Raw genomic sequence first — 17,645 nt, 5'->3', positions numbered from 1 at the left:
TGCCGCGATCTTCGCCTTCGGCTCACCCTCCGCGGCAAGCCTCCGGATCAGCGCCCAATCCTCCAAAGTGATCACTCTCCAATCGTTGAGTGTTCACTTTTCAAGCGCCGCAACTGTCCAGTTTTCGAGCGCCGCCGACATCGGGGCGGGCATGAACGGATACCGCTCGGTGGACGCTCTGGGTCGCCTCACCGTGGTCCGACCGACCAGTCCCAGTTCGACATGTCGAAGTCGTGGACGACGCGCTGAACGGTGCGCCGGAGCCAGCCCGCGTCTGTCCCGTCGCGGCCCTGATCGTGCATCGCTGACGCGACCGGCGATCGCCCGCCGACTAGAGTCGGCCGCATGGATCTGCGCGTCGCCGCCTACGGTGTCATCACCGATGACGACGACCGGATGCTGCTCGCCCACTGGAACGAAGGCCGGCACCGGGCCTGGACGCTCCCGGGAGGGGGCCTCGAGGACGGCGAGGACCCGGAGGACGCACTCCGCCGGGAGATCGAGGAGGAGACGGGCTACCGCGCCGCGGTGGGCACGCTGCTCGGCATCCACTCCCGTGTCATCCCGGCGAACCGTCGCCTCACCGAGAGCCCCGAGCCCCTCCACACCCTGCGCATCGTGTACCGGGCACAGGTCACAGGCGGCGAACTCCGGGACGAGGTGGGCGGTTCCACCGACCGGGCGCGATGGTTCACCCTCGTCGAGCTCGGGCGTCTCCGCCGGGTCAAGCTGGTGGATATCGCCCGAGGCTGGGCGGGGCTCCCCGACCCACGTCGGTGACGGTCAGGTCAGCGGCTGCGTGACGTCGGCCACGGTGGCGTGGAGGGCGGCGATGAGCTCGTCCGCGGAGACGAACAGGCTGTAGCCGTGCGCGCCGGCGCCCATGGCGACGCGACGGCCGCTGATGGATTCGTCGGCGTAGACGGGCCACGCGGTCGTGCTGCCGAGCGGCACGATGGTGCCGCGCTCGTACCCGGTGGCCTCGAGGGCGCGCTCCGGGTCGGGCAGCTGGAGCTTGTTCACGCCGACCACCGCGCGAAGCTTCGGCCAGGCGATCGACCGGTCGCCCGGGACGAGGACGAACAGGTAGGTGTCATCGCTGCGTTTGACCACCAAGGTCTTCACGATGTCTGATGGCTTGAGCCCGAGCAGGCGCGCGGCGTCCGGGAGGTTCGCGGCCTCCGGGCGGGGCCGGATCTCGACCGACAGACCGAGAGCGGATGCGGCACGCCGCACCCGCTCCGTGGGGTCACCGTGACCGGCGACCGAAAGGTCTTCTGAACTCACGCGTCCGGGGCGCGCAGCGGGTCGTCCGCGACCCACAGCTCGTCGTCCGCGCGCAGCGTCTGCCACGCGGCATACAGCACTCCGGCAGCGGCCAGGCCGCCGAGGATCAGCGCGATGACGCCGCCCGCACCCATCCCCTTCTTCTTCGGCTCGAGACGGGCGAGCTTCGCGGACAGCTGCTTCGTCGTCTTCTTGCCGTACTTGGCGGCCTTCTTCTGGTACGCGGAGGCGTCCGGCAGAGCGAAGCCGTGGCCCGAGGAGAGCCGCGAGCGGGTGTCGTTGGCTGCATCCCATACCGATAGGGCGCTGCCGACGACGGCTCCCGCTGCGGGGATGACGGCGTCGTTCAGCACACGCTTGGATGCCTTTACAGAGCGCGAAACGTACGGTTCGGCATAGCGGTGGTAGCCCTCCTGCACCGCGGGCACCACGCGCTCACGGTTGAGGTGACCCAGCTGGCGTCCGGCCTCGCGAGCGACATCGGCCGCCTCGCCGACCAGGACCTGCTGCGTCTCCCAGAGCTTGTTCGCCTGGGTCTGGAGCTTGTGCAGCTCCTTCTTGCGCTTACGGCTGAGACTCACGAGCTTTCCCCCTATCAGTGGGTATGTCGGTCTGCCCATCTTGCCAGAGCGAGGGCCCGGGCACAGCCGGGCTTGCGACGAACTCTGCGACAATGTACCTATGGTCACTCCCTCCGCCGTTGCAACCCTTCACACCAATCACGGCGACATCGTCGTCAACCTGTTCGGGGATCACGCACCCCGCACCGTTCAGAACTTCATCGGCCTGTCCGATGGCACCGGCGACTGGACGAACCCCGCCACCGGCAAGCCCGGCGAGGGCCCGCTGTACACGGACGTCATCTTCCACCGCATCATCCCGAACTTCATGATCCAGGGCGGCGACCCGCTGGGTCAGGGCACCGGCGGCCCGGGCTACAACTTCAACGATGAGATCCACCCCGAGCTCACGTTCGAGAAGCCGTACATCCTTGCCATGGCGAACGCCGGACTCCGTCGCAACGCCATCACCGGCGCCGCGGAAGGCACGAACGGTTCGCAGTTCTTCATCACGACCGACCCCACGCCGTGGCTGCAGGGCAAGCACACCATCTTCGGTGAGGTCGCCGACGACGCCTCCCGCGCGGTCGTGGACGCGATCGCCGCCGTGCCCACCGGTGCCGGCGACCGCCCGATCGAGCCCGTCGTCATCTCCTCGATCGATATCACCGCCGCCTGAGTCCCCGCATCCGTGACGAGCCCTGAGTTCACGCGCAATCGCGACAACTTCTGCTACCGGCACCCAGACCGTCAGAGCTTCGTGCTCTGTCAGCGGTGCCTGCGCACGATTTGTCCCGAGTGCCAGACTCAGGGCGCCGTCGGGGTGATCTGCCCGGAATGCATGGCCGAGCAGCGGCGGGAGCAGACTCCCGCGCAGCGCCAGGCGCAGCGACGCTGGGGTCGTGGGCCCGCCCCCGTCGCCGTGCGCGGTGGTCAGCCGGTGGTCACGTATTCGATCATCGGGATCACCGCGGCGGCCTACGTGCTGTCGCTGTTCACCGGTCAGTTGCTCCCGCAGTGGCTCGCCTTCAACGGCGTGTTCCTGTACCCGCAGTACAGCGGCACGTTCGAGCCGTGGCGGCTGTGGACCGGCGCGCTCGTCCACTCCTCGCTGTGGCACGTCGGACTCAACATGCTGTCGCTGTGGATGATCGGCCGCATCCTGGAACCGCTTCTCGGACGCTGGCGCTTCCTGGCGCTGTACCTGATCGGTGCGCTCGGCGGTTCGGTGGGGGTGGCCCTGCTCGACCTCGGCGGGTGGGTCGTCGGTGCGTCCGGTGCGATCTTCGGTCTGTTCGGTGCGCTGGTCATCATCGCGCGGCACCTAGGCGCGAACCTCACCGGCATCCTCATCGTGCTCGGCATCAACCTGGCGATCGGCTTCATCCCGGGCATGGGGATCTCGTGGCAGGCGCACGTCGGCGGGCTCGTCGCCGGGGCTCTCGCCGGACTCGTCTTCGCCCGGACGCGGCGACCGAATCAGCGTGGACTGCAGATCGGGCTGCTGACGGTGCTCGTCGTCTGTCTCTTCCTGCTGCTGCTCGTCCCGCCGCTCATCTACGGCTGACGGAAGTTATCCACAGGCTCATCCACAGGTGGGGATGAGTTACACCGGTGTAGTTCTCAGCGCCAGCGCGTCGTCATGAGGAATCCCACGAACGCGATCCCGAAGCCGATGACGAGGTTCCACGCATCGATCCCCGGAATCGGGTACTGCGTGTTGCTCAGGTAGAACACGAGCACCCAGACGAGCCCGATCACCATGAGACCGACCATGATCGGCAGGAACCACACCGGGTTCGGGGCCGGGTCGCCCGCGCCGGTCGACTCGTCTGTCTTGTCCGTGCGTGCCATGCCGACATCCTACCTGGGAGGCGGTCTGGGTCGCGATCGCTACAATCCCCTCGTGACCGATGTCCAGGTTCCCCCGGCCCGCCGCGACCGCCCGCGGCCGCGGCGACGCACGAGCGTCGTCGGCGTGATCGGCGAGGTGCTGATCACCGTCGGCGTGGTCGCACTGCTGTACGTGGCCTGGCAGCTCTGGCTCGGCGATCTCATCTACGCCTCCGAGCGTGCCGCCGAGGCCCGGAGCCTGTCCGAGCAGTGGCAGGAAGAGTTCGATGCCTCCCAGAGCGCCGCGCCCACCCCGGACCCCACCGAGACCCCCACCCCTGCAGCGGTCGAGATCCCGGTGCTTGCCGTGCCCGGGGACGGGGAGGTCTTCGGCACCATGTACGTCCCACGATTCGGCGCCGACTATGCCGTCGCGATGGCCGGCGGTGTCACCCGAGCGAAAACACTCGACCCGATCGGCGTCGGCCACTACAGCTCGACTCCGATGCCGGGCGCCGAAGGAAACGTCTCCGTCGCCGGCCACCGCACCACGTTCGGCAAGCCCTTCAATCAGATCGCCAACCTCCGGCTGGGCGATGCGATCGTCATCGAGACCCAGGACGGCTGGTACACCTACCGGTTCCGCACCCTCGAGTACGTGACCCCGGATGCAGGGGACGTGCTGCTTCCGGTGCCGCAGCAGCAGGGGGCCGCGGCGAACGGCAGCTACCTCACCATGACAAGCTGCAGCCCGATGTACGCCATGACCGAGCGCATCATCGCGTACAGCGTCTTCGACACGTTCACGCCGCGCGCCGACGGACCGCCGGCATCACTGACCGAAGGGCTGACCTGATGTACGCGGCACTCTGGCGCATCCTTCCCGGACCCTGGTGGGTCCGGGTGCTGATCCTCGTCATCCTCGCGGCCGCCGTGGTCTACGCCCTCTTCACCTATGTCTATCCGTGGGTGTCGACCTACCTCAACCCGCAGGAAGTCACTGTTGAGTGAGCGCCTGTTGAGTGAGCGCCTGCGCATCCTCATGATCGACAACCATGACAGCTTCGTCCACACGCTCGTCGGCTACCTGACCGAGCTCGGCGCCGATGTCGAGCTGCGCGAAGCGGACGAGATCGATCCGGATGCGGCGGACGCCGCGGTCCGCGGCTACGACGGGGTGGTCGTCTCCCCCGGCCCCGGCGCCCCCGAGGCTGCGGGAGCCTCCCTGGCGGTCGTGGCGGCCGCGGCGGCCGACGCGGTTCCCCTGCTGGGCGTGTGCCTCGGCCATCAGGCGATCGCCGTCGCCTTCGGCGGGACCATCGCCGAGGCACCGGAACTCATGCACGGCATGACCTCGGCCGTCCGGCACGATGGATCCGCGCTCTTCGCCGGACTCCCCTCTCCCTTCGTGGCGGGCCGGTACCACTCCCTCGCAACGCCGGAGGTGGAGCTTCCCGACACGCTGCGGGTCACTGCGCGGACCGCGGAGGGGACGGTGATGGCGCTCGCACACACCAGCCTGCCGATCACCGCGGTGCAATTTCATCCCGAGAGCGTGCTGACCGAGGGCGGCTACCGTCTTCTCGGCAACTGGCTCGAGTCGCTGGGGCAGCACGGCGCCGCATCCCGGGGTGCGGCACTCTCGCCTCACCGCGGGGCGGTCAGCCCGCGCACACCGTCAGGGTGACCTCGGAACGGATGGGTACCTCACCGGGCGCGACCGACATGACCCCCACGGTGGGCGGATTGCTGGCGGGGCACCCCGGATCCTCGACCGTCAGCACCTGAAGCCCGATCGCTTCCAGATCGCGCGTCGCGGCTTCCACGGTGTACCCGGTGACGTCGTTGAGCACGACTTTGCCGCTCGCGACCTTCAGGTTGACGGTCGTCCCCACCGCGACCTCGTCGCCGGCGTCGAGGGGCCCGGCGACGGTGTCGGCGGACATGACGGTGCCGGCGCCGATCTGCGGATCGTTGACCGCGGTGACCGTTCCCACGGTGAGGCCGGCGGCGGTGATGGCGTCGCGAGCCGCCTGCTCGGCAACGCCGACCACACTGGGCATCGTCACGGTTTCCTTGCCGGCGGAAACGAGGATGGTGACCGTCTGCCCCTTCTCGACCGGAGTCCCCGCGGCGGGGTCGGTGCCCACCACGTTGCCCGGGGCGATCGCGTCGTCCGTGACGTCCTTGCGCTTCGGGACGAGGTCAGCCTCCTCCAGCAGCACCGCGGCCCGGTCGTAGGTCATCGTGGCGACATCGGGGATGGTGCGGGACTCGTCGGCCAGCTGCGCGGTCGAGCGGATCGACATCACCCAGAACAGCACCGAGACGAGCAGCACCGCCAGCACCGCCACGCCCGCCCAGATCCAGGCGGCCGGGGGACCGGCCTGGCTGCGCTTCATGGTGGAATCGGCCGAGAGCTGACGCAGCGTCCGCGCGGTCTCTGCTGCCTGTCGCGGGTTCGGGCCGTACAGCTCGCTGGTCAGAGCGCCGAGCTGACGCTTCGATGGCGCCTTGCCGGTCAGCGCGTTGCCGAGCGTCTCGCGGAACGACGCCGCATCCTGGAACCGCTGGAACGGGTCCTTCGCCAGCGAACGCAGAACGACCGCATCCAGGCCCTTGGGGAGGGTGTCCACGAGCTCGGAGGGAGGCATCGGGGCCTCGCTCACGTGCTGGTACGCCACCGCGACGGGGGTGTCGCCGCGGAACGGCGGCCGGCCGGTGAGGAGCTCGTAGAGCACGACGCCGGCGGAGTAGAGGTCGGCGCGCGCGTCGACGGACTCGCCCTTGGCCTGCTCGGGCGAGAAGTAGGCGGCGGTGCCGAGGATCGTGGTGGTCTCGGCCACCGTGGACGACGAGTCCGACACGGCTCGCGCGATGCCGAAATCCATCACCTTTACCTGACCGGCAGGGGTGACCATGACGTTGCCGGGCTTGATGTCGCGGTGCACGACACCTGCGCGGTGTGAGTAGTCGAGGGCCTCGAGGATGCCATCGACATAGCGCACCGCATCCGCGGCCGGGAGGGGGCCCTCGGCGGCGATGTCCTTCAACAGCGTGCCGTGGACGAGTTCCATGACGATGTACGGCACCGGATGGTCGACGCCGTCCGGGGTGGTCTCGACGTCCTCGCCGGCGTCGTAGACGCGGACGATGGTCGGGTGCGCCATCCGGGATGCGGCCTGGGCCTCGAGGCGGAACCTGGTGCGGAACGTGGCGTCCTCGGCGAGCTCGCGCTTGAGCAGCTTCAGGGCGACGTCGCGGCCGAGGGTCGTGTCGTACCCGCGGTACACACTCGCCATGCCCCCGCGTCCGATGAGTTCATCGACCCGATAGCGGCCCGCGAGGACGCGTGGTACATCTGTCACGGTGACTCCCTGGGTGCAACGCCCTCCAGCCTAACGGATGGCTGGCGCCGCACCCTGGACGACTACTGGGCCTCGGGGGTGCTCGAAGGGTTGGGGTTGGGCTTCGCCGCGATCTGCGCATTGGCCTCGGGCGACCCGCTGGTCGTCCGCTGCTCGCCCGAGCCGTTCCCGGAGCACGTGACGGTGTAGGTCACGATCACGGTCTGGCCGGGGCTGTCGTTGATCAGCAACTGCCCGCTCCGGTCACCCGAGCCGAAAGCCGCGCTGGACTGACCGGTGGAGCTGAACGTGGCATTGGTGGCGGTGAAGTTGTACGAGCTCACGTTCCCGGTGCCGGACGGGCACTGGTATCCGGTCCACGTCACCTGGACCGTGCCGCCGGCGACCGCGGTGCCGGAGATCGCCGGCGCGGTCGGGGCGGGAAGACCCACCATGTCGGCGTACACCGTCAGGGTCAGCACGGTGCCCTTGGTGACGTTGCCCGTCGGACTCACCTGGTACACCTGGCCGACCTGGTCGGACGTGGTTGCGTTGTTGCCCTGCTCGCAGGTGGCGGCCAGGCCCGCGGCGCTGACCTTGGCGGAGGCATCCTCACAGCTGAGCCCGGTGAGCTGGAGAGCATTCACATCCACCGTGGTGGCGCTCGGGGTGGGACTCGCCGAGGTCTTGGTGGGCGTCTGCGAGGCCGACGGTGAGGCCGGGTCATCGCCCCCGCCATTGTTGCCGAACAGTGCCCAGATCGTGCCGCCCAGCACGATGAGCAGGATCACGATGAGGGCGACCAGCGGCCACGTCCAGGGGCTCCGCTTGCGCTTGACCGGCTCGCCGGACTCGGAGAGCGCGGCGGCGGAGGGCAGCAGCTGGGTCGCCGTGGCCGTGTCGGCACCCACGCCGAGCAGCTGGGTCGCGTCATCGCCGGCGAGGCCGGCGGCGATCGCGGGCACCGCGGCGGCCGCGGCCGCCACGTCGCCCCGGCGGAGCGCATTCGCGGCACGGGCCACCGTCGCGGTGGAGGCCGGGCGGTCCTCGGGCTTCTTGGCGATCATGGCCATGACGAGGTTGCGCACCGGCTCCGCGACCGTCGGCGGCAGCGGCGGCGGCTGCTCGTTGATCTGCGCCATCGCGATCGCGACCTGCGACTCACCCGTGAACGGGCGCTTCCCCGCGAGGCATTCGTAGGCCACGATGCCGAGTGAGTAGATGTCGGTCGACGGCGAGGCAGGGTGACCGGACGCCTGTTCGGGCGACAGGTACTGCACCGTGCCCATGACCTGACCGGTCGCGGTCAGCGGCACCTGGTCGGCGATGCGGGCGATACCGAAGTCGGTGATCTTCACCCGGCCATCGGGGGTGATCAGCAGGTTGCCGGGCTTGATGTCGCGGTGCACGAGGCCCGCGGCGTGCGCGGCCTGGAGGGCCGACGCGGTCTGCGCGACGATGTCGAGGGTCTTGTCGGTGGACAACGACCCCTCGCGCTCCAGCACAGTGGACAGTGCCTCGCCGGGGACGAGCTCCATGACGAGGAAGGCGGAGCCGTTCTCCTCGCCGTAGTCGAAGACGCTCGCGATGCCCTCATGGTTCACCAGGGCGGCGTGGCGCGCCTCCGCGCGGAACCGCTCGAGGAACCCGGGATCGCCCATGTACTCGTCTTTGAGGATCTTGATCGCTACGGTACGGCCGATGACGTGGTCGGTCGCCTCCCACACCTCGCCCATGCCACCGATCGCGATCCGTGAGTCGAGCTCATACCGGCCGCCGAATGTCGCACCTTGCGTCGGTCTCATCGTCCCAGCACCGCCTCCATGACCTTTTTCGCTATCGGTGCCGCGATGGTGTTCCCGCTGCCCGACTGACCCTGACCGCCGCCGTCCTCGACGACGACCGCGATGGCGACCTGCGGATCGTCGGCGGGGGCGAACCCGGTGAACCACAGCGAATACGGCTTGTCGTCGCCGTTCTCCGCGGTTCCGGTCTTCCCCGCTACCTCGACGCCGTCCATTCTTGCATTCGAGGCCGCACCATCACTGACATTGGCGACCATCATGCGGACCATCTCGGCGGCGAGATCCGGCTCGAGCGCCCGCATGAACTCGCTGCTCTCGAAGCTCTGCTGCACCGACAGGTCGGGTCCGATGACCTGATCGACCATCTGGGGGTTCATCACCACTCCTTCGTTCGCGATGCCGGCCGACACCATGGCCATCTGCAGCGGCGTGGCCGTGACCTGCCCCTGACCGAAGCCGGTGAGAGCGGTCTGTGCGTCGTCCAACGCTCGCGGATAGCTGGACGCGGTGGATTCCAGCGGCATCGTGAACGTGGAGTTGAATCCGTACTTCTCCGCTTCCTCGCGGATCGCGGTGTCTCCCAGCTGCGCGGCGAGCTCCGCCATGGGGATGTTGCAGCTGAGCCGCAGGGCGTCCGCGAGCGTCACCGTCTCGCCGCCGCCGCACGTGCCACCGCCGGCGTTGCGGATGCTGGTGTTCGTCCCGGGGAGCGTGTATTCAGCGACGTTCGGGAAGGGGGAGTCGCGGGTGTACTGGCCCGACGCCAGCGCGGCGGATGCCACGACGAGCTTGAACGTAGACCCGGGCGGGTTGAGGTTCCCGGCGATCGCCCGGTTGTACAGCGGGTGGGTCGCGTTGGCGACCAGTTCGTCGTAGGTGGCGTTCACCGCATCCGGGTCGTGCGCCGCGAGCAGGTTGGTGTCGTAACTGGGGCTCGACACCAGGGCGAGGATGCGGCCGGTCGACGGCTCGATCGCGACGACCGCGCCCTGGAGGTCGCCGAGTGCGTCGTACGCCGCCTTCTGCACGGTGGCATCCAGCGACAGCACGACGTTCGAGCCCTGCGGCGACTGCCCGGTGAAGATCTGTTCCACCCGGGAGAGGAACTGCGAGCTGCCGGTGCCGGACAGCTCCCGGTTCATCGCCTGCTCGATCCCGGTCGCCGACCCGAGGGCCGCGTTGATGTATCCGGTGACGGGTGCCCACATGTTCGCATCCGTGTAGACCCGCTGCCAGGCGTAGACGTCGTCGGAGGGAACGGAAGTCGCGATCGCCACACCGCTGGCGATGATCGCGCCGCGCTGCACCTCGTACGAGTCGTACAGCGCACGCTTGTTCTCGCTATTGGCGGCGAGGGTGTTGGCCTGCACCACCTGGATCCAGCTGGTCGAGGCGAACAGGGCGAGGAACATCACCAGCATGAGGATGCTGAGCCGTCGCAGCTGCCGGGTCATCCGATCACCACCCGAGGCTGATTGCGCACCGAGTCGCTGATCCGCAGCAGCAGCGCGACGATGATCCAGTTCGCCACGAGCGAGGACCCGCCGGCGGCGAGGAATGGGGTGGTGAGCCCGGTGAGCGGGATGACCCTGGTCACCCCGCCGACCATGATGAACACCTGCAGCGCGATCGTGAACGCCATGCCGGTGGCCAGGAGCTTGCCGAAGTCGTCCTGCCCGGCCACACCGATCCGGATGCCACGGCTGGTGAAGACCATGTACAGGCAGAGGATGGCGAAGACGCCGATGAGGCCCAGTTCCTCGCCGAGGCTCGGGACGATGTAGTCGCTCTGCGCGAGCGGCGTGAGACCCGGCCGGCCCTGCCCGAGGCCGGTGCCGAGCAGGCCCCCGTGGGCGAGACCGAAGATGCCCTGCACCAGCTGGTAGCTGCTGTTGTCCATGAGCGCTGGATTGAACGCATCCAGCCAGTTCGTGAACCGAGCGCCGACGTAGGGCAGTACGCGGGAGGCGGCGAAGGCGCCGGCGGCCGCCAGGACGACGCCGAGCAGCACCCAGCTCGTCTTGCCGGTGGCGACGTAGAGCATCGCGACGAACATGCCGAAGATGAGCAGGCCCGTGCCGAGGTCACGCTGCAGCACGATGATGCCGAGCGAGATGAGCCAGATCACCAGGATCGGGCCGAGTTCGCGCGCTCGGGGCCAGGTGATCCCGAGGAAGCGGGTGCCGACCGAGGTGAGGCTCTCGCGGGTGCGCACCAGGTAGCCGGCGAAGAAGATGGCCAGCGCGATCTTCGCCAGCTCACCCGGCTGGAACGAGAAGAATCCGAGCGAAACCCAGACGTCCGCGTTGGCGTCGGAGCCGAGGCCCGGCACGATCGGCAGGATGAGCAGGAGCACTCCGATGAAGCCCGACACGTAGGTGTAGCGGAACAGCACCCGGTAGTTGCGCAGGGCCAGGACGACGGCGATCGCCAGCGCGAACGCGATGCCCGCCCAGGCGAGCTGCCGGGTGGAGGCGGCCGACCAGCCCGACGCCTCGTCGCCCAGATCGATGCGGTAGATCATCGCCAGGCCGAGACCGGTGAGCACCGTGCCGATCGGCAGGACGAACGGGTCGGCGTCACGGGCGACGAATCGCAGGATCACGTGGAGGCCGAGCGCGAGCACGGCGAGCACGCCGCAGTAGTAGAGGAAGCTCGGGTCGATCGTCTTCAGCACACCGAGCTGAACCAGGGCGATCGCGGCGCCGCTGACCACGAGGGCGAACAGCAGCAGGGCGAGTTCGCGGTTCCGCTGCTTCTGCGGCACGCGGATGCGCCGCAACGCCCGGATCACCGCGGTGTCGGCGGCGACGGGTCCGGTGGTGGCGGTCATCCGATCGCCTCCTCGGGGGTCAGGCGTTGCACGATCGCCTCGGCGTCGGCGAGTGAACGTGCCGAGATCGTGCTCTCCACCGTGAGGCGGTCGAACGGGGTGAGGTCGGCGAGCAGGATGCCGGTGTCCTCGTATGGTGTCGACAGCGCGAGGGGGCCGATGCTCTGCTGCACCCCGCGGTAGATGACCACGGTGTCGTCGTCCGCGCCGACGTAGTACCGGGTCTGGGTCCAGTTGTACCCGGTGATCACGGCCGCGGCGATTGCCGCAAGCACCACGATCAGGCCCACGAACCAGGCGATGCGGCGCCGTCTGCCGCGGCGCCGGTCCTCCTCGATGAGCTCCTCGAGGAACTCTGGGGCGGGCTCGAAGTGGGTCGGTTCGTTCGCGGCCTGCCGGTTCGGGTGCAGCCACGAGGACCGACCGGGCCGGGCGGCGGGAACCTCGACGCCCATCGGCGTGGACGCGGAACCGACGATGGCGGGCGTGCCGGAGAACACCGGGTGGTGTCCGCCGACGTCCACGATGACGATCGTGACGTTGTCGGGGGCTCCCGCATCCAGCGTCTGCTTGAGCAGGTGATCCGCGGTGCGGGCGGGCGCGTTCCCGGCGGCTAGCGCCTTGCCGGTGTGGGTGTCGTCGATGACGCCGCAGAGGCCATCCGAGCACAGCAGCCAGCGGTCACCGGGCTTGGTCGGCATGATGAAGGTGTCGACCTCGGGGTCGGGGTCCATGTCGCCGAGCACGCGCATGAGCACGGAGCGGCGGGGGTGGTAGCGGGCCTCCTCCGGCGTGATGCGGCCGGAGTCGACGAGCCGCTGCACAAAGGTGTGGTCGGTCGTGATCTGGGTCAGTGCACCGTCGCGGAAGAGATAGATGCGCGAGTCGCCGATGTGGGCGATGACGGCGTAGTCGTCGACCATGAGCAGTGCGCTGACCGTCGTGCCCATCCCGGCGAGTTCCGGGCGGATGCGGACGGTATCGATGATGTCGGTCGCGGTGTCGGTGATCGACTGCCGCAGCGCGTTCTCCGCTTCGCTCGTGGAGGCGAAGGGGCGGTCGAGGTCGGCGATCCGCGAGATCGCGAGGCTGGAGGCGACGTCGCCGCCGGCGTGCCCGCCCATGCCGTCGGCGACCACGAACAGGTTCGATCCGGCGTAGCCGGAGTCCTGATTGTTCGAGCGCACCTTTCCGGTGTGCGAGAGCGCGGCGCTCGAGCCCTGAAAGACCATTCGCCGCCCGTCAGCCCTGGAGCTCGAAGGTCGTGGCGCCCACCTTGATGGGCGCGCCGATGACGATCGGGACCGGGGCGGACACGCGCTCGCCGTCGTGCCAGGTGCCGTTGGTGGAGTCGAGATCCTGCAGCATCCACTGCTCGCCCCACAGCATGAGCCGCGCGTGGTGGCTGGAGGTGTAGTCGTCGCGGACGACGAGCCCGGACTCGCTGGAGCGGCCGATCGTCAGCGGCTCGGTGCCGAGGGGAAGCTCGAGGCCGGTCTTCGGACCGCTGGTGATGACGATGCGGTGCGCGGTCTCGGTGGTCGCCTTGGCGCCCTTGACGTTCTTCTTGGGTGCGGGCCGCGAAGTGACGGGCGCGGTCGCGGCGGCGGCGGGGGCGAGCGGGGCCGGCGCTGCGGCAGCGGGCTCGGGGAGCTTCCGGGCGCGGACGCCGAAGACGTCGGCGCGCAGTGAGTACACCACCGCGAACACGAAGAACCACAGGACGACGAGGAACCCGATCTGCAGCAGAAGCAGGGTGAGCTGGCTCATGCGAGCGGATCCCTCCACGGCGGGGCCTCACGGAGGGGCAAGGCCTGGGTCGCGTCGTCCGCGGATGTCTGCGGGACGACGCGGAACACGATATCGGTACGACCGATGGTCACGGTGGAATCCGGTGTGAGCGGGGCCTCGCCGACCTTGTGCCCGTTGAGCTTCGTGCCGTTGGTGGAGCCGAGGTCGCGGACCATCGCACGCTCCCCGTCCCAGAGGATCTCCACGTGCTTCCGGCTCGTGCCGGCGTCGGAGATCGTGATGTCGGCGTCGCTGCCGCGGCCGATGACGGTGCGCGCGGCGACGAGCGGATGCTGCCGCCCGGCGATCTCGAGCACTCCGCGCCACGACACCCGTCCGCCCGCGGACTGCGACTGCACGCGCAGCTGGCCGGTGGTGAGCTTCGGGTCGGCCGCCAGGCTGATCGAGACGGGGCCCGAGAAGGAGTAGTGCTGGGAGCGGGCGTGCGTGTGGACCAGGGTGTCGAGCTCACTGGTGAGCTGCGATCCGAGTGCGCGCATGCGTTCGAGGTCCGTGGCGGAGAGGTACACGGTGAAGGTGTTGGGCACGAGGATGCGCTCGCGGGAGACGACCGCCGCGTTCGTGTCGAGCTCGCTGCGGAGCGCCGAAGCGATCTCCACCGGCTGGATCCCGCTACGGAAGGTCTTGGCGAAGGCGCCGTTGACGGCGCGCTCGAGACCTCTTTCGAAGCTGTCAAGTAGTCCCACGCGACTCCTCAGGCAGGCAGAATGGGTGGCACCATCGTAGTTGTCCCGCCTGAGTGGCACGCGAATGCATGCGGATCGGCGCACAACGGCGCCCCTACGGCGTGATATTCTCGGGAAGTTGAGTTTCGCCGGGTCTTCGGATGCGGTGACTCGCGCGAGTGGCGGAATAGGTAGACGCGCTGGCTTCAGGTGCCAGTGCCCGTAAGGGCGTGGGGGTTCAAGTCCCCCCTCGCGCACAGCGCAGAATCAGCCCCCGACCGGATGACCGGCCGGGGGCTCTTTCGTTTCTCGCGCCGGACCGCTACCCCTGCGCGGTGAGCTGGGCCACGAGGCCTTGCACCCGCGCGCGGATGTCATCGCGGATGCCCCGGACGGCGTCGAGGCCCTGACCGGCGGGATCGTCGAGCTTCCAGTCCTCGTAGCGCTTGCCCGGGTAGAACGGGCAGGCGTCGCCGCATCCCATGGTGATCACGACCTCAGATTCCTGTACCGCTTCTGTGGTCAGCACCGTGGGCTGACGGCCGGCGATGTCGATGCCCACCTCGGCCATCGCCTCGACGGCCACCGGATTGATCTGGTCCGCCGGCATGGATCCGGCGGACAACACCTGGACGGCGTCGCCAGCGAGCTCGCGCAGGAACCCCGCGGCCATCTGGGACCGCCCCGCGTTGTGAACGCAGACGAACAGGACCGTGGGGCGTTTCGTACTCATGGCGATGTCCTTCTCAGAGCGTGGCCAGCAGCCGGTCGACGTGCTGGGCGATGTCGTCCCGGATGGCGGCGACGCCCTCCGGCGAGGCCAGGGCGGGGTCACCGACAGCCCAGTCCTCGTAGCGGACACCGGGGATGACGGGACACACATCGCCGCAGCCCATCGTGACGACGATGTCGGCGGCGCGGACCGCGTCATCGGTCAGCGGCTTCGGGTACGCGTCGACCGAGGATGCAGGGTCGATCTCGGCGATGAGCGAGCGGACGTGAGGGTGGACCTCGCCGGCCGGTGAGGACCCGGCCGAGCGTGCGATCACCCGGCCGCCGGATCGCTGGTTCACGAGTGCGGCCGCGAGCTGCGATCGTCCCGCATTGGCGACGCACACGAAGAGCACGCGCGCGGCACCGGCCGTGCGGTCGCGGGAGAGGTCGTCGAGGCGCTGGCGGGCGAATCGCTCGGCGAGCGGGATCAGCAGTGATGACACCGTCGCTCGGCGGGCGAGCCCCGCATAGGACTCGCGAACGACGTGGAGGATCAGCTGCGCGTCCAGGGCGGGGTGGAGCTCCTGCAGCTCGCCCGCGATGCGGGTGAGCTGCCCGTCGACGTCGGAAAGACCCTCACCCGTGCGCTCCGGGGCGCTGACGGCCGCGGGGGCGAACGAGTCGAGCAGGGTGGTCACCGCCGGACGCAGGCGCGGCGTGATGCGGTAGTAGACCCAGGTGCCGCGGCGTTCCGATTCGAGCACACCGGCGTCGCGCATGACCTTCAGGTGGTGGGAGATCGTGGGCTGCGAGACCGCGGAAAGCTGTTCGAGGTCGCAGACGCACGCTTCGCCACGGGGGTCGCTGGAGATCGCCGACAGCATGCGCACGCGCAGCGGATCGGCGAGCGACTTCAGCGTCGCGGCGAGCGTCGCCGCCGCCGGTTCCCCCATCGCGTGCGCAGTGGTCGGAGCGCAGTCCAGCGGCGTCGTCATCGTCATGACCGTACCTTCGTCTCGGTGGGCGCGGCCGGGGTCGCGGGGTCGGTGGGGAACAGGCGCGGCCCTAGGGCGAGCGAGACGGAGACGAGACCGACCAGGACCGGCACCTCGATGAGGGGGCCGACGACTCCCGCGAGCGCCTGCCCGGATGCCGCGCCGAACGTTCCGATCGCCACCGCGATGGCGAGTTCGAAGTTGTTGCCCGCGGCCGTGAAGGCGAGTGTCGTCGATCGGGCGTACCCGAGGCGCAGCATCCGGCCCGTCACGATGCCGGTGCCCCACATCACGGCGAAGTAGGCCAGGAGCGGCACGGCGATGCGCGCCACATCCCACGGGTGGGCGATGACCTGCCGTCCCTGCAACGCGAACAGCAGCACGATGGTGAACAGGAGCCCGTACAGCGCCCATGGTGCGATGCGCGGCAGGAAGACCCGCTCGTACCGGTCGCGGCCCTGCACGCGCTCGCCGATGATCCGGGACAGGAACCCGGCGACCAGCGGGATGCCGAGGAACACGAGCACGTTGAGGGCGATCTGCCCCACCGACACATCGAGCGCCGCGGTCTGCCACCCCAGCCACCCGGGCAGGACGGCCAGATAGAACCACCCGAGCGCCGCGAACGCAACGACCTGGAACAGCGAGTTGAGTGCGACCAGCACCGCGGCGGCCTCCCGGTCCCCGCAGGCCAGATCGTTCCAGATCACCACCATGGCGATGCACCGCGCCAACCCCACGATGATGAGGCCGGTGCGGTACGCGGGCAGGTCGGGCAAGAACGCCCAGGCGAGCAGGAACATCAGGAGCGGCCCGACGAGCCAGTTGAGGACCAGTGACGCCACAAGGAGTCGTCGGTCGCCGGTGACGGACGCGATCCTGTCGTACCGGACTTTCGCGAGCACCGGGTACATCATCACGAGCAGACCGATGGCGATGGGAACGGAGATGCCCCCGACCTCCCACCCCGCCAGCACCGCCCCCAGCTGCGGGACGAACTGCCCGAGCAGGAGGCCCACGCCCATGGCGCCGAGGATCCAGGCGGGCAGCCAGCGGTCCTGCACGGACAGGCGGGCTCGCGGTCGTGGACTCCGTGCCTGCGGCGTGGACAGGATCGACATGCTCCTATATTGAAGATATTCGATACAGGAGTCAAGAGAACAGCGCGTGAACGACCTGCGAACGGCCGCCAAGCTGAGTGTTCTTTATGGTTCCCGCGCTCCGGCTCTCGCCGCGGAGCGGGCGACGTAGCCTTTGACAGACGAATCCGCGCCGTTCCCCCAACGGAGGATCGTTCACGGCCCCCTCCCGCTTCCCCCAGCTGGGAGGGGGCCTTCTCTGTCCTCAGAACGCCACGGGAGCGCGCCGCCGGAGCTTTTCCGATGAATTATCGAGTGAGTGCAAACCCACTCTCCCTTTTCCGCAATACCTGCCACTAGAGTGATCGCTGTTGCGCTTTGCGCGACATATCCGGGGGGATCCGTCGACGCCCGGGCCTGGGAGCTTCTGCTCGGCCCGGGCGTCGAATGGTTAACGGCGCGGATCTTGTGTGCAACGTTTGTGTCACTGTTCCTTTTGCCGCGCGCATGATACCGCTACGGTGGGAGGCCACGCCGGTGCAGTGGGTGTCGGCAAGTAAAGAAGGCATTTGCATGAGCACGACAGGTACCGTCAAGTGGTTCAACTCCGAAAAGGGCTTCGGCTTCATCGCTCCCGATGAGGGCGGCGCCGACGTCTTCGCGCACTTCAGCGCGATCGACGGCAATGGCTACCGCTCCCTCGAGGAGAACCAGC

General features: G+C 68.8%; 20 protein-coding genes and 1 tRNA gene. 8 read left to right on the top strand and 13 right to left on the bottom strand.

Translation table 11 applies throughout. The annotated features are described in order from the left end of the window. Positions 1 to 345 precede the first annotated feature (345 nt). Complete coding sequence (locus NT132_RS13500; RefSeq protein WP_297789906.1) at positions 346 to 780, top strand: NUDIX hydrolase; 435 nt, start codon at positions 346 to 348, stop codon at positions 778 to 780. A 3-nt stretch (positions 781 to 783) separates the two neighbouring features. Here NT132_RS13500 and NT132_RS13495 read toward each other — a convergent pair whose 3' ends face one another. Together NT132_RS13495 and NT132_RS13490 are read right to left on the bottom strand one after the other, a co-directional pair. Beyond that, positions 784 to 1,236: an aminoacyl-tRNA deacylase gene (locus tag NT132_RS13495; RefSeq protein ID WP_297789914.1), complete on the bottom strand. Its 453-nt coding sequence runs from the start codon at positions 1,234 to 1,236 to the stop codon at positions 784 to 786. Between the two features lie 47 nt (positions 1,237 to 1,283). Further along, on the bottom strand, positions 1,284 to 1,868 hold the full coding sequence (locus NT132_RS13490; protein WP_297789904.1) for a DNA helicase: 585 nt from the start codon (positions 1,866 to 1,868) through the stop codon (positions 1,284 to 1,286). A gap of 100 nt (positions 1,869 to 1,968) precedes the next feature. Here NT132_RS13490 and NT132_RS13485 point away from each other — a divergent pair, with 100 nt between their 5' ends. Together NT132_RS13485 and NT132_RS13480 are read left to right on the top strand one after the other, a co-directional pair. After that, the gene (locus tag NT132_RS13485; protein WP_297789901.1) at positions 1,969 to 2,526 is read left to right on the top strand and encodes a peptidylprolyl isomerase; all 558 of its coding nucleotides are present in this window, start codon (positions 1,969 to 1,971) and stop codon (positions 2,524 to 2,526) included. Positions 2,527 to 2,538: 12 nt separating this feature from the next. Continuing rightward, a complete protein-coding gene (locus tag NT132_RS13480) occupies positions 2,539 to 3,414 on the top strand; it encodes a rhomboid family intramembrane serine protease (protein ID WP_297789899.1) in 876 nt (291 codons plus the stop codon). A gap of 56 nt (positions 3,415 to 3,470) precedes the next feature. Here NT132_RS13480 and NT132_RS13475 read toward each other — a convergent pair whose 3' ends face one another. Beyond that, the gene (locus tag NT132_RS13475; RefSeq protein ID WP_297789897.1) at positions 3,471 to 3,701 is read right to left on the bottom strand and encodes a cell division protein CrgA; all 231 of its coding nucleotides are present in this window, start codon (positions 3,699 to 3,701) and stop codon (positions 3,471 to 3,473) included. A 52-nt stretch (positions 3,702 to 3,753) separates the two neighbouring features. Between NT132_RS13475 and NT132_RS13470 the strand changes: the two genes are divergently transcribed. The 3 genes from NT132_RS13470 to NT132_RS13460 are packed head-to-tail and all read left to right on the top strand — an operon-like array spanning position 3,754 to position 5,367. Next, positions 3,754 to 4,536, top strand: a complete 783-nt coding sequence (locus NT132_RS13470) for a class E sortase (RefSeq protein ID WP_297789895.1) — start codon at positions 3,754 to 3,756, stop codon at positions 4,534 to 4,536. Beyond that, positions 4,536 to 4,691, top strand: coding sequence for a hypothetical protein (locus NT132_RS13465; protein ID WP_297789893.1), 156 nt, complete (start codon positions 4,536 to 4,538; stop codon positions 4,689 to 4,691). The genes NT132_RS13470 and NT132_RS13465 overlap by 1 nt, the downstream gene beginning before the upstream one ends. A 31-nt stretch (positions 4,692 to 4,722) precedes the next feature. After that, positions 4,723 to 5,367 carry an aminodeoxychorismate/anthranilate synthase component II gene (locus NT132_RS13460; RefSeq protein WP_297789912.1) on the top strand — a complete coding sequence of 215 codons (645 nt, stop codon included), beginning with the start codon at positions 4,723 to 4,725 and terminating at the stop codon, positions 5,365 to 5,367. Here NT132_RS13460 and pknB read toward each other — a convergent pair. From pknB to NT132_RS13425, 7 genes are all read right to left on the bottom strand, one after another. After that, on the bottom strand, positions 5,342 to 7,048 hold the full coding sequence (pknB, locus tag NT132_RS13455) for a Stk1 family PASTA domain-containing Ser/Thr kinase (RefSeq protein ID WP_297789891.1): 1,707 nt from the start codon (positions 7,046 to 7,048) through the stop codon (positions 5,342 to 5,344). The two genes, NT132_RS13460 and pknB, sit on opposite strands and share 26 nt — an antisense overlap. Before the next feature lie 62 nt (positions 7,049 to 7,110). Continuing rightward, the gene (locus tag NT132_RS13450; RefSeq protein WP_297789889.1) at positions 7,111 to 8,832 is read right to left on the bottom strand and encodes a protein kinase; all 1,722 of its coding nucleotides are present in this window, start codon (positions 8,830 to 8,832) and stop codon (positions 7,111 to 7,113) included. After that, positions 8,829 to 10,286: a penicillin-binding protein 2 gene (locus NT132_RS13445; RefSeq protein WP_297789887.1), complete on the bottom strand. Its 1,458-nt coding sequence runs from the start codon at positions 10,284 to 10,286 to the stop codon at positions 8,829 to 8,831. Before NT132_RS13445 ends, NT132_RS13450 begins: the two co-directional genes overlap by 4 nt. Next, the gene (locus NT132_RS13440; protein ID WP_297789885.1) at positions 10,283 to 11,665 is read right to left on the bottom strand and encodes an FtsW/RodA/SpoVE family cell cycle protein; all 1,383 of its coding nucleotides are present in this window, start codon (positions 11,663 to 11,665) and stop codon (positions 10,283 to 10,285) included. Before NT132_RS13440 ends, NT132_RS13445 begins: the two co-directional genes overlap by 4 nt. Continuing rightward, positions 11,662 to 12,897 carry a PP2C family serine/threonine-protein phosphatase gene (locus tag NT132_RS13435; RefSeq protein WP_297789883.1) on the bottom strand — a complete coding sequence of 412 codons (1,236 nt, stop codon included), beginning with the start codon at positions 12,895 to 12,897 and terminating at the stop codon, positions 11,662 to 11,664. The genes NT132_RS13440 and NT132_RS13435 overlap by 4 nt, the downstream gene beginning before the upstream one ends. Before the next feature lie 10 nt (positions 12,898 to 12,907). After that, positions 12,908 to 13,435, bottom strand: coding sequence for an FHA domain-containing protein (locus NT132_RS13430; protein ID WP_297789881.1), 528 nt, complete (start codon positions 13,433 to 13,435; stop codon positions 12,908 to 12,910). Further along, the gene (locus tag NT132_RS13425; protein WP_297789879.1) at positions 13,432 to 14,163 is read right to left on the bottom strand and encodes a DUF3662 and FHA domain-containing protein; all 732 of its coding nucleotides are present in this window, start codon (positions 14,161 to 14,163) and stop codon (positions 13,432 to 13,434) included. Before NT132_RS13425 ends, NT132_RS13430 begins: the two co-directional genes overlap by 4 nt. A 152-nt stretch (positions 14,164 to 14,315) precedes the next feature. Here NT132_RS13425 and NT132_RS13420 point away from each other — a divergent pair. Then, positions 14,316 to 14,399 (top strand) — tRNA-Leu (locus tag NT132_RS13420). Positions 14,400 to 14,464: 65 nt separating this feature from the next. On the opposite strand, the gene NT132_RS13415 is transcribed toward NT132_RS13420, so the two are convergent. The 3 genes from NT132_RS13415 to arsB are packed head-to-tail and all read right to left on the bottom strand — an operon-like array spanning position 14,465 to position 16,972. Further along, on the bottom strand, positions 14,465 to 14,875 hold the full coding sequence (locus NT132_RS13415) for an arsenate reductase ArsC (protein ID WP_297789877.1): 411 nt from the start codon (positions 14,873 to 14,875) through the stop codon (positions 14,465 to 14,467). 13 nt (positions 14,876 to 14,888) lie between these two features. Then, positions 14,889 to 15,857, bottom strand: a complete 969-nt coding sequence (locus NT132_RS13410; RefSeq protein WP_297789875.1) for a metalloregulator ArsR/SmtB family transcription factor — start codon at positions 15,855 to 15,857, stop codon at positions 14,889 to 14,891. Continuing rightward, positions 15,854 to 16,972 carry an ACR3 family arsenite efflux transporter gene (gene arsB, locus NT132_RS13405; protein ID WP_297789873.1) on the bottom strand — a complete coding sequence of 373 codons (1,119 nt, stop codon included), beginning with the start codon at positions 16,970 to 16,972 and terminating at the stop codon, positions 15,854 to 15,856. Before arsB ends, NT132_RS13410 begins: the two co-directional genes overlap by 4 nt. A gap of 531 nt (positions 16,973 to 17,503) precedes the next feature. Here arsB and NT132_RS13400 point away from each other — a divergent pair. Further along, positions 17,504 to 17,645 (top strand): cold-shock protein (locus tag NT132_RS13400; RefSeq protein ID WP_297789910.1); only part of this gene is annotated, 142 nt, incomplete at its 3' end.

The organism is Microbacterium sp. (assembly GCF_026393345.1).
Taxonomy (GTDB): domain Bacteria; phylum Actinomycetota; class Actinomycetes; order Actinomycetales; family Microbacteriaceae; genus Microbacterium.
The sequence above is the reverse complement of the archived record's forward strand: the minus strand, read 5'-3'. Positions and strand labels throughout refer to the sequence as shown.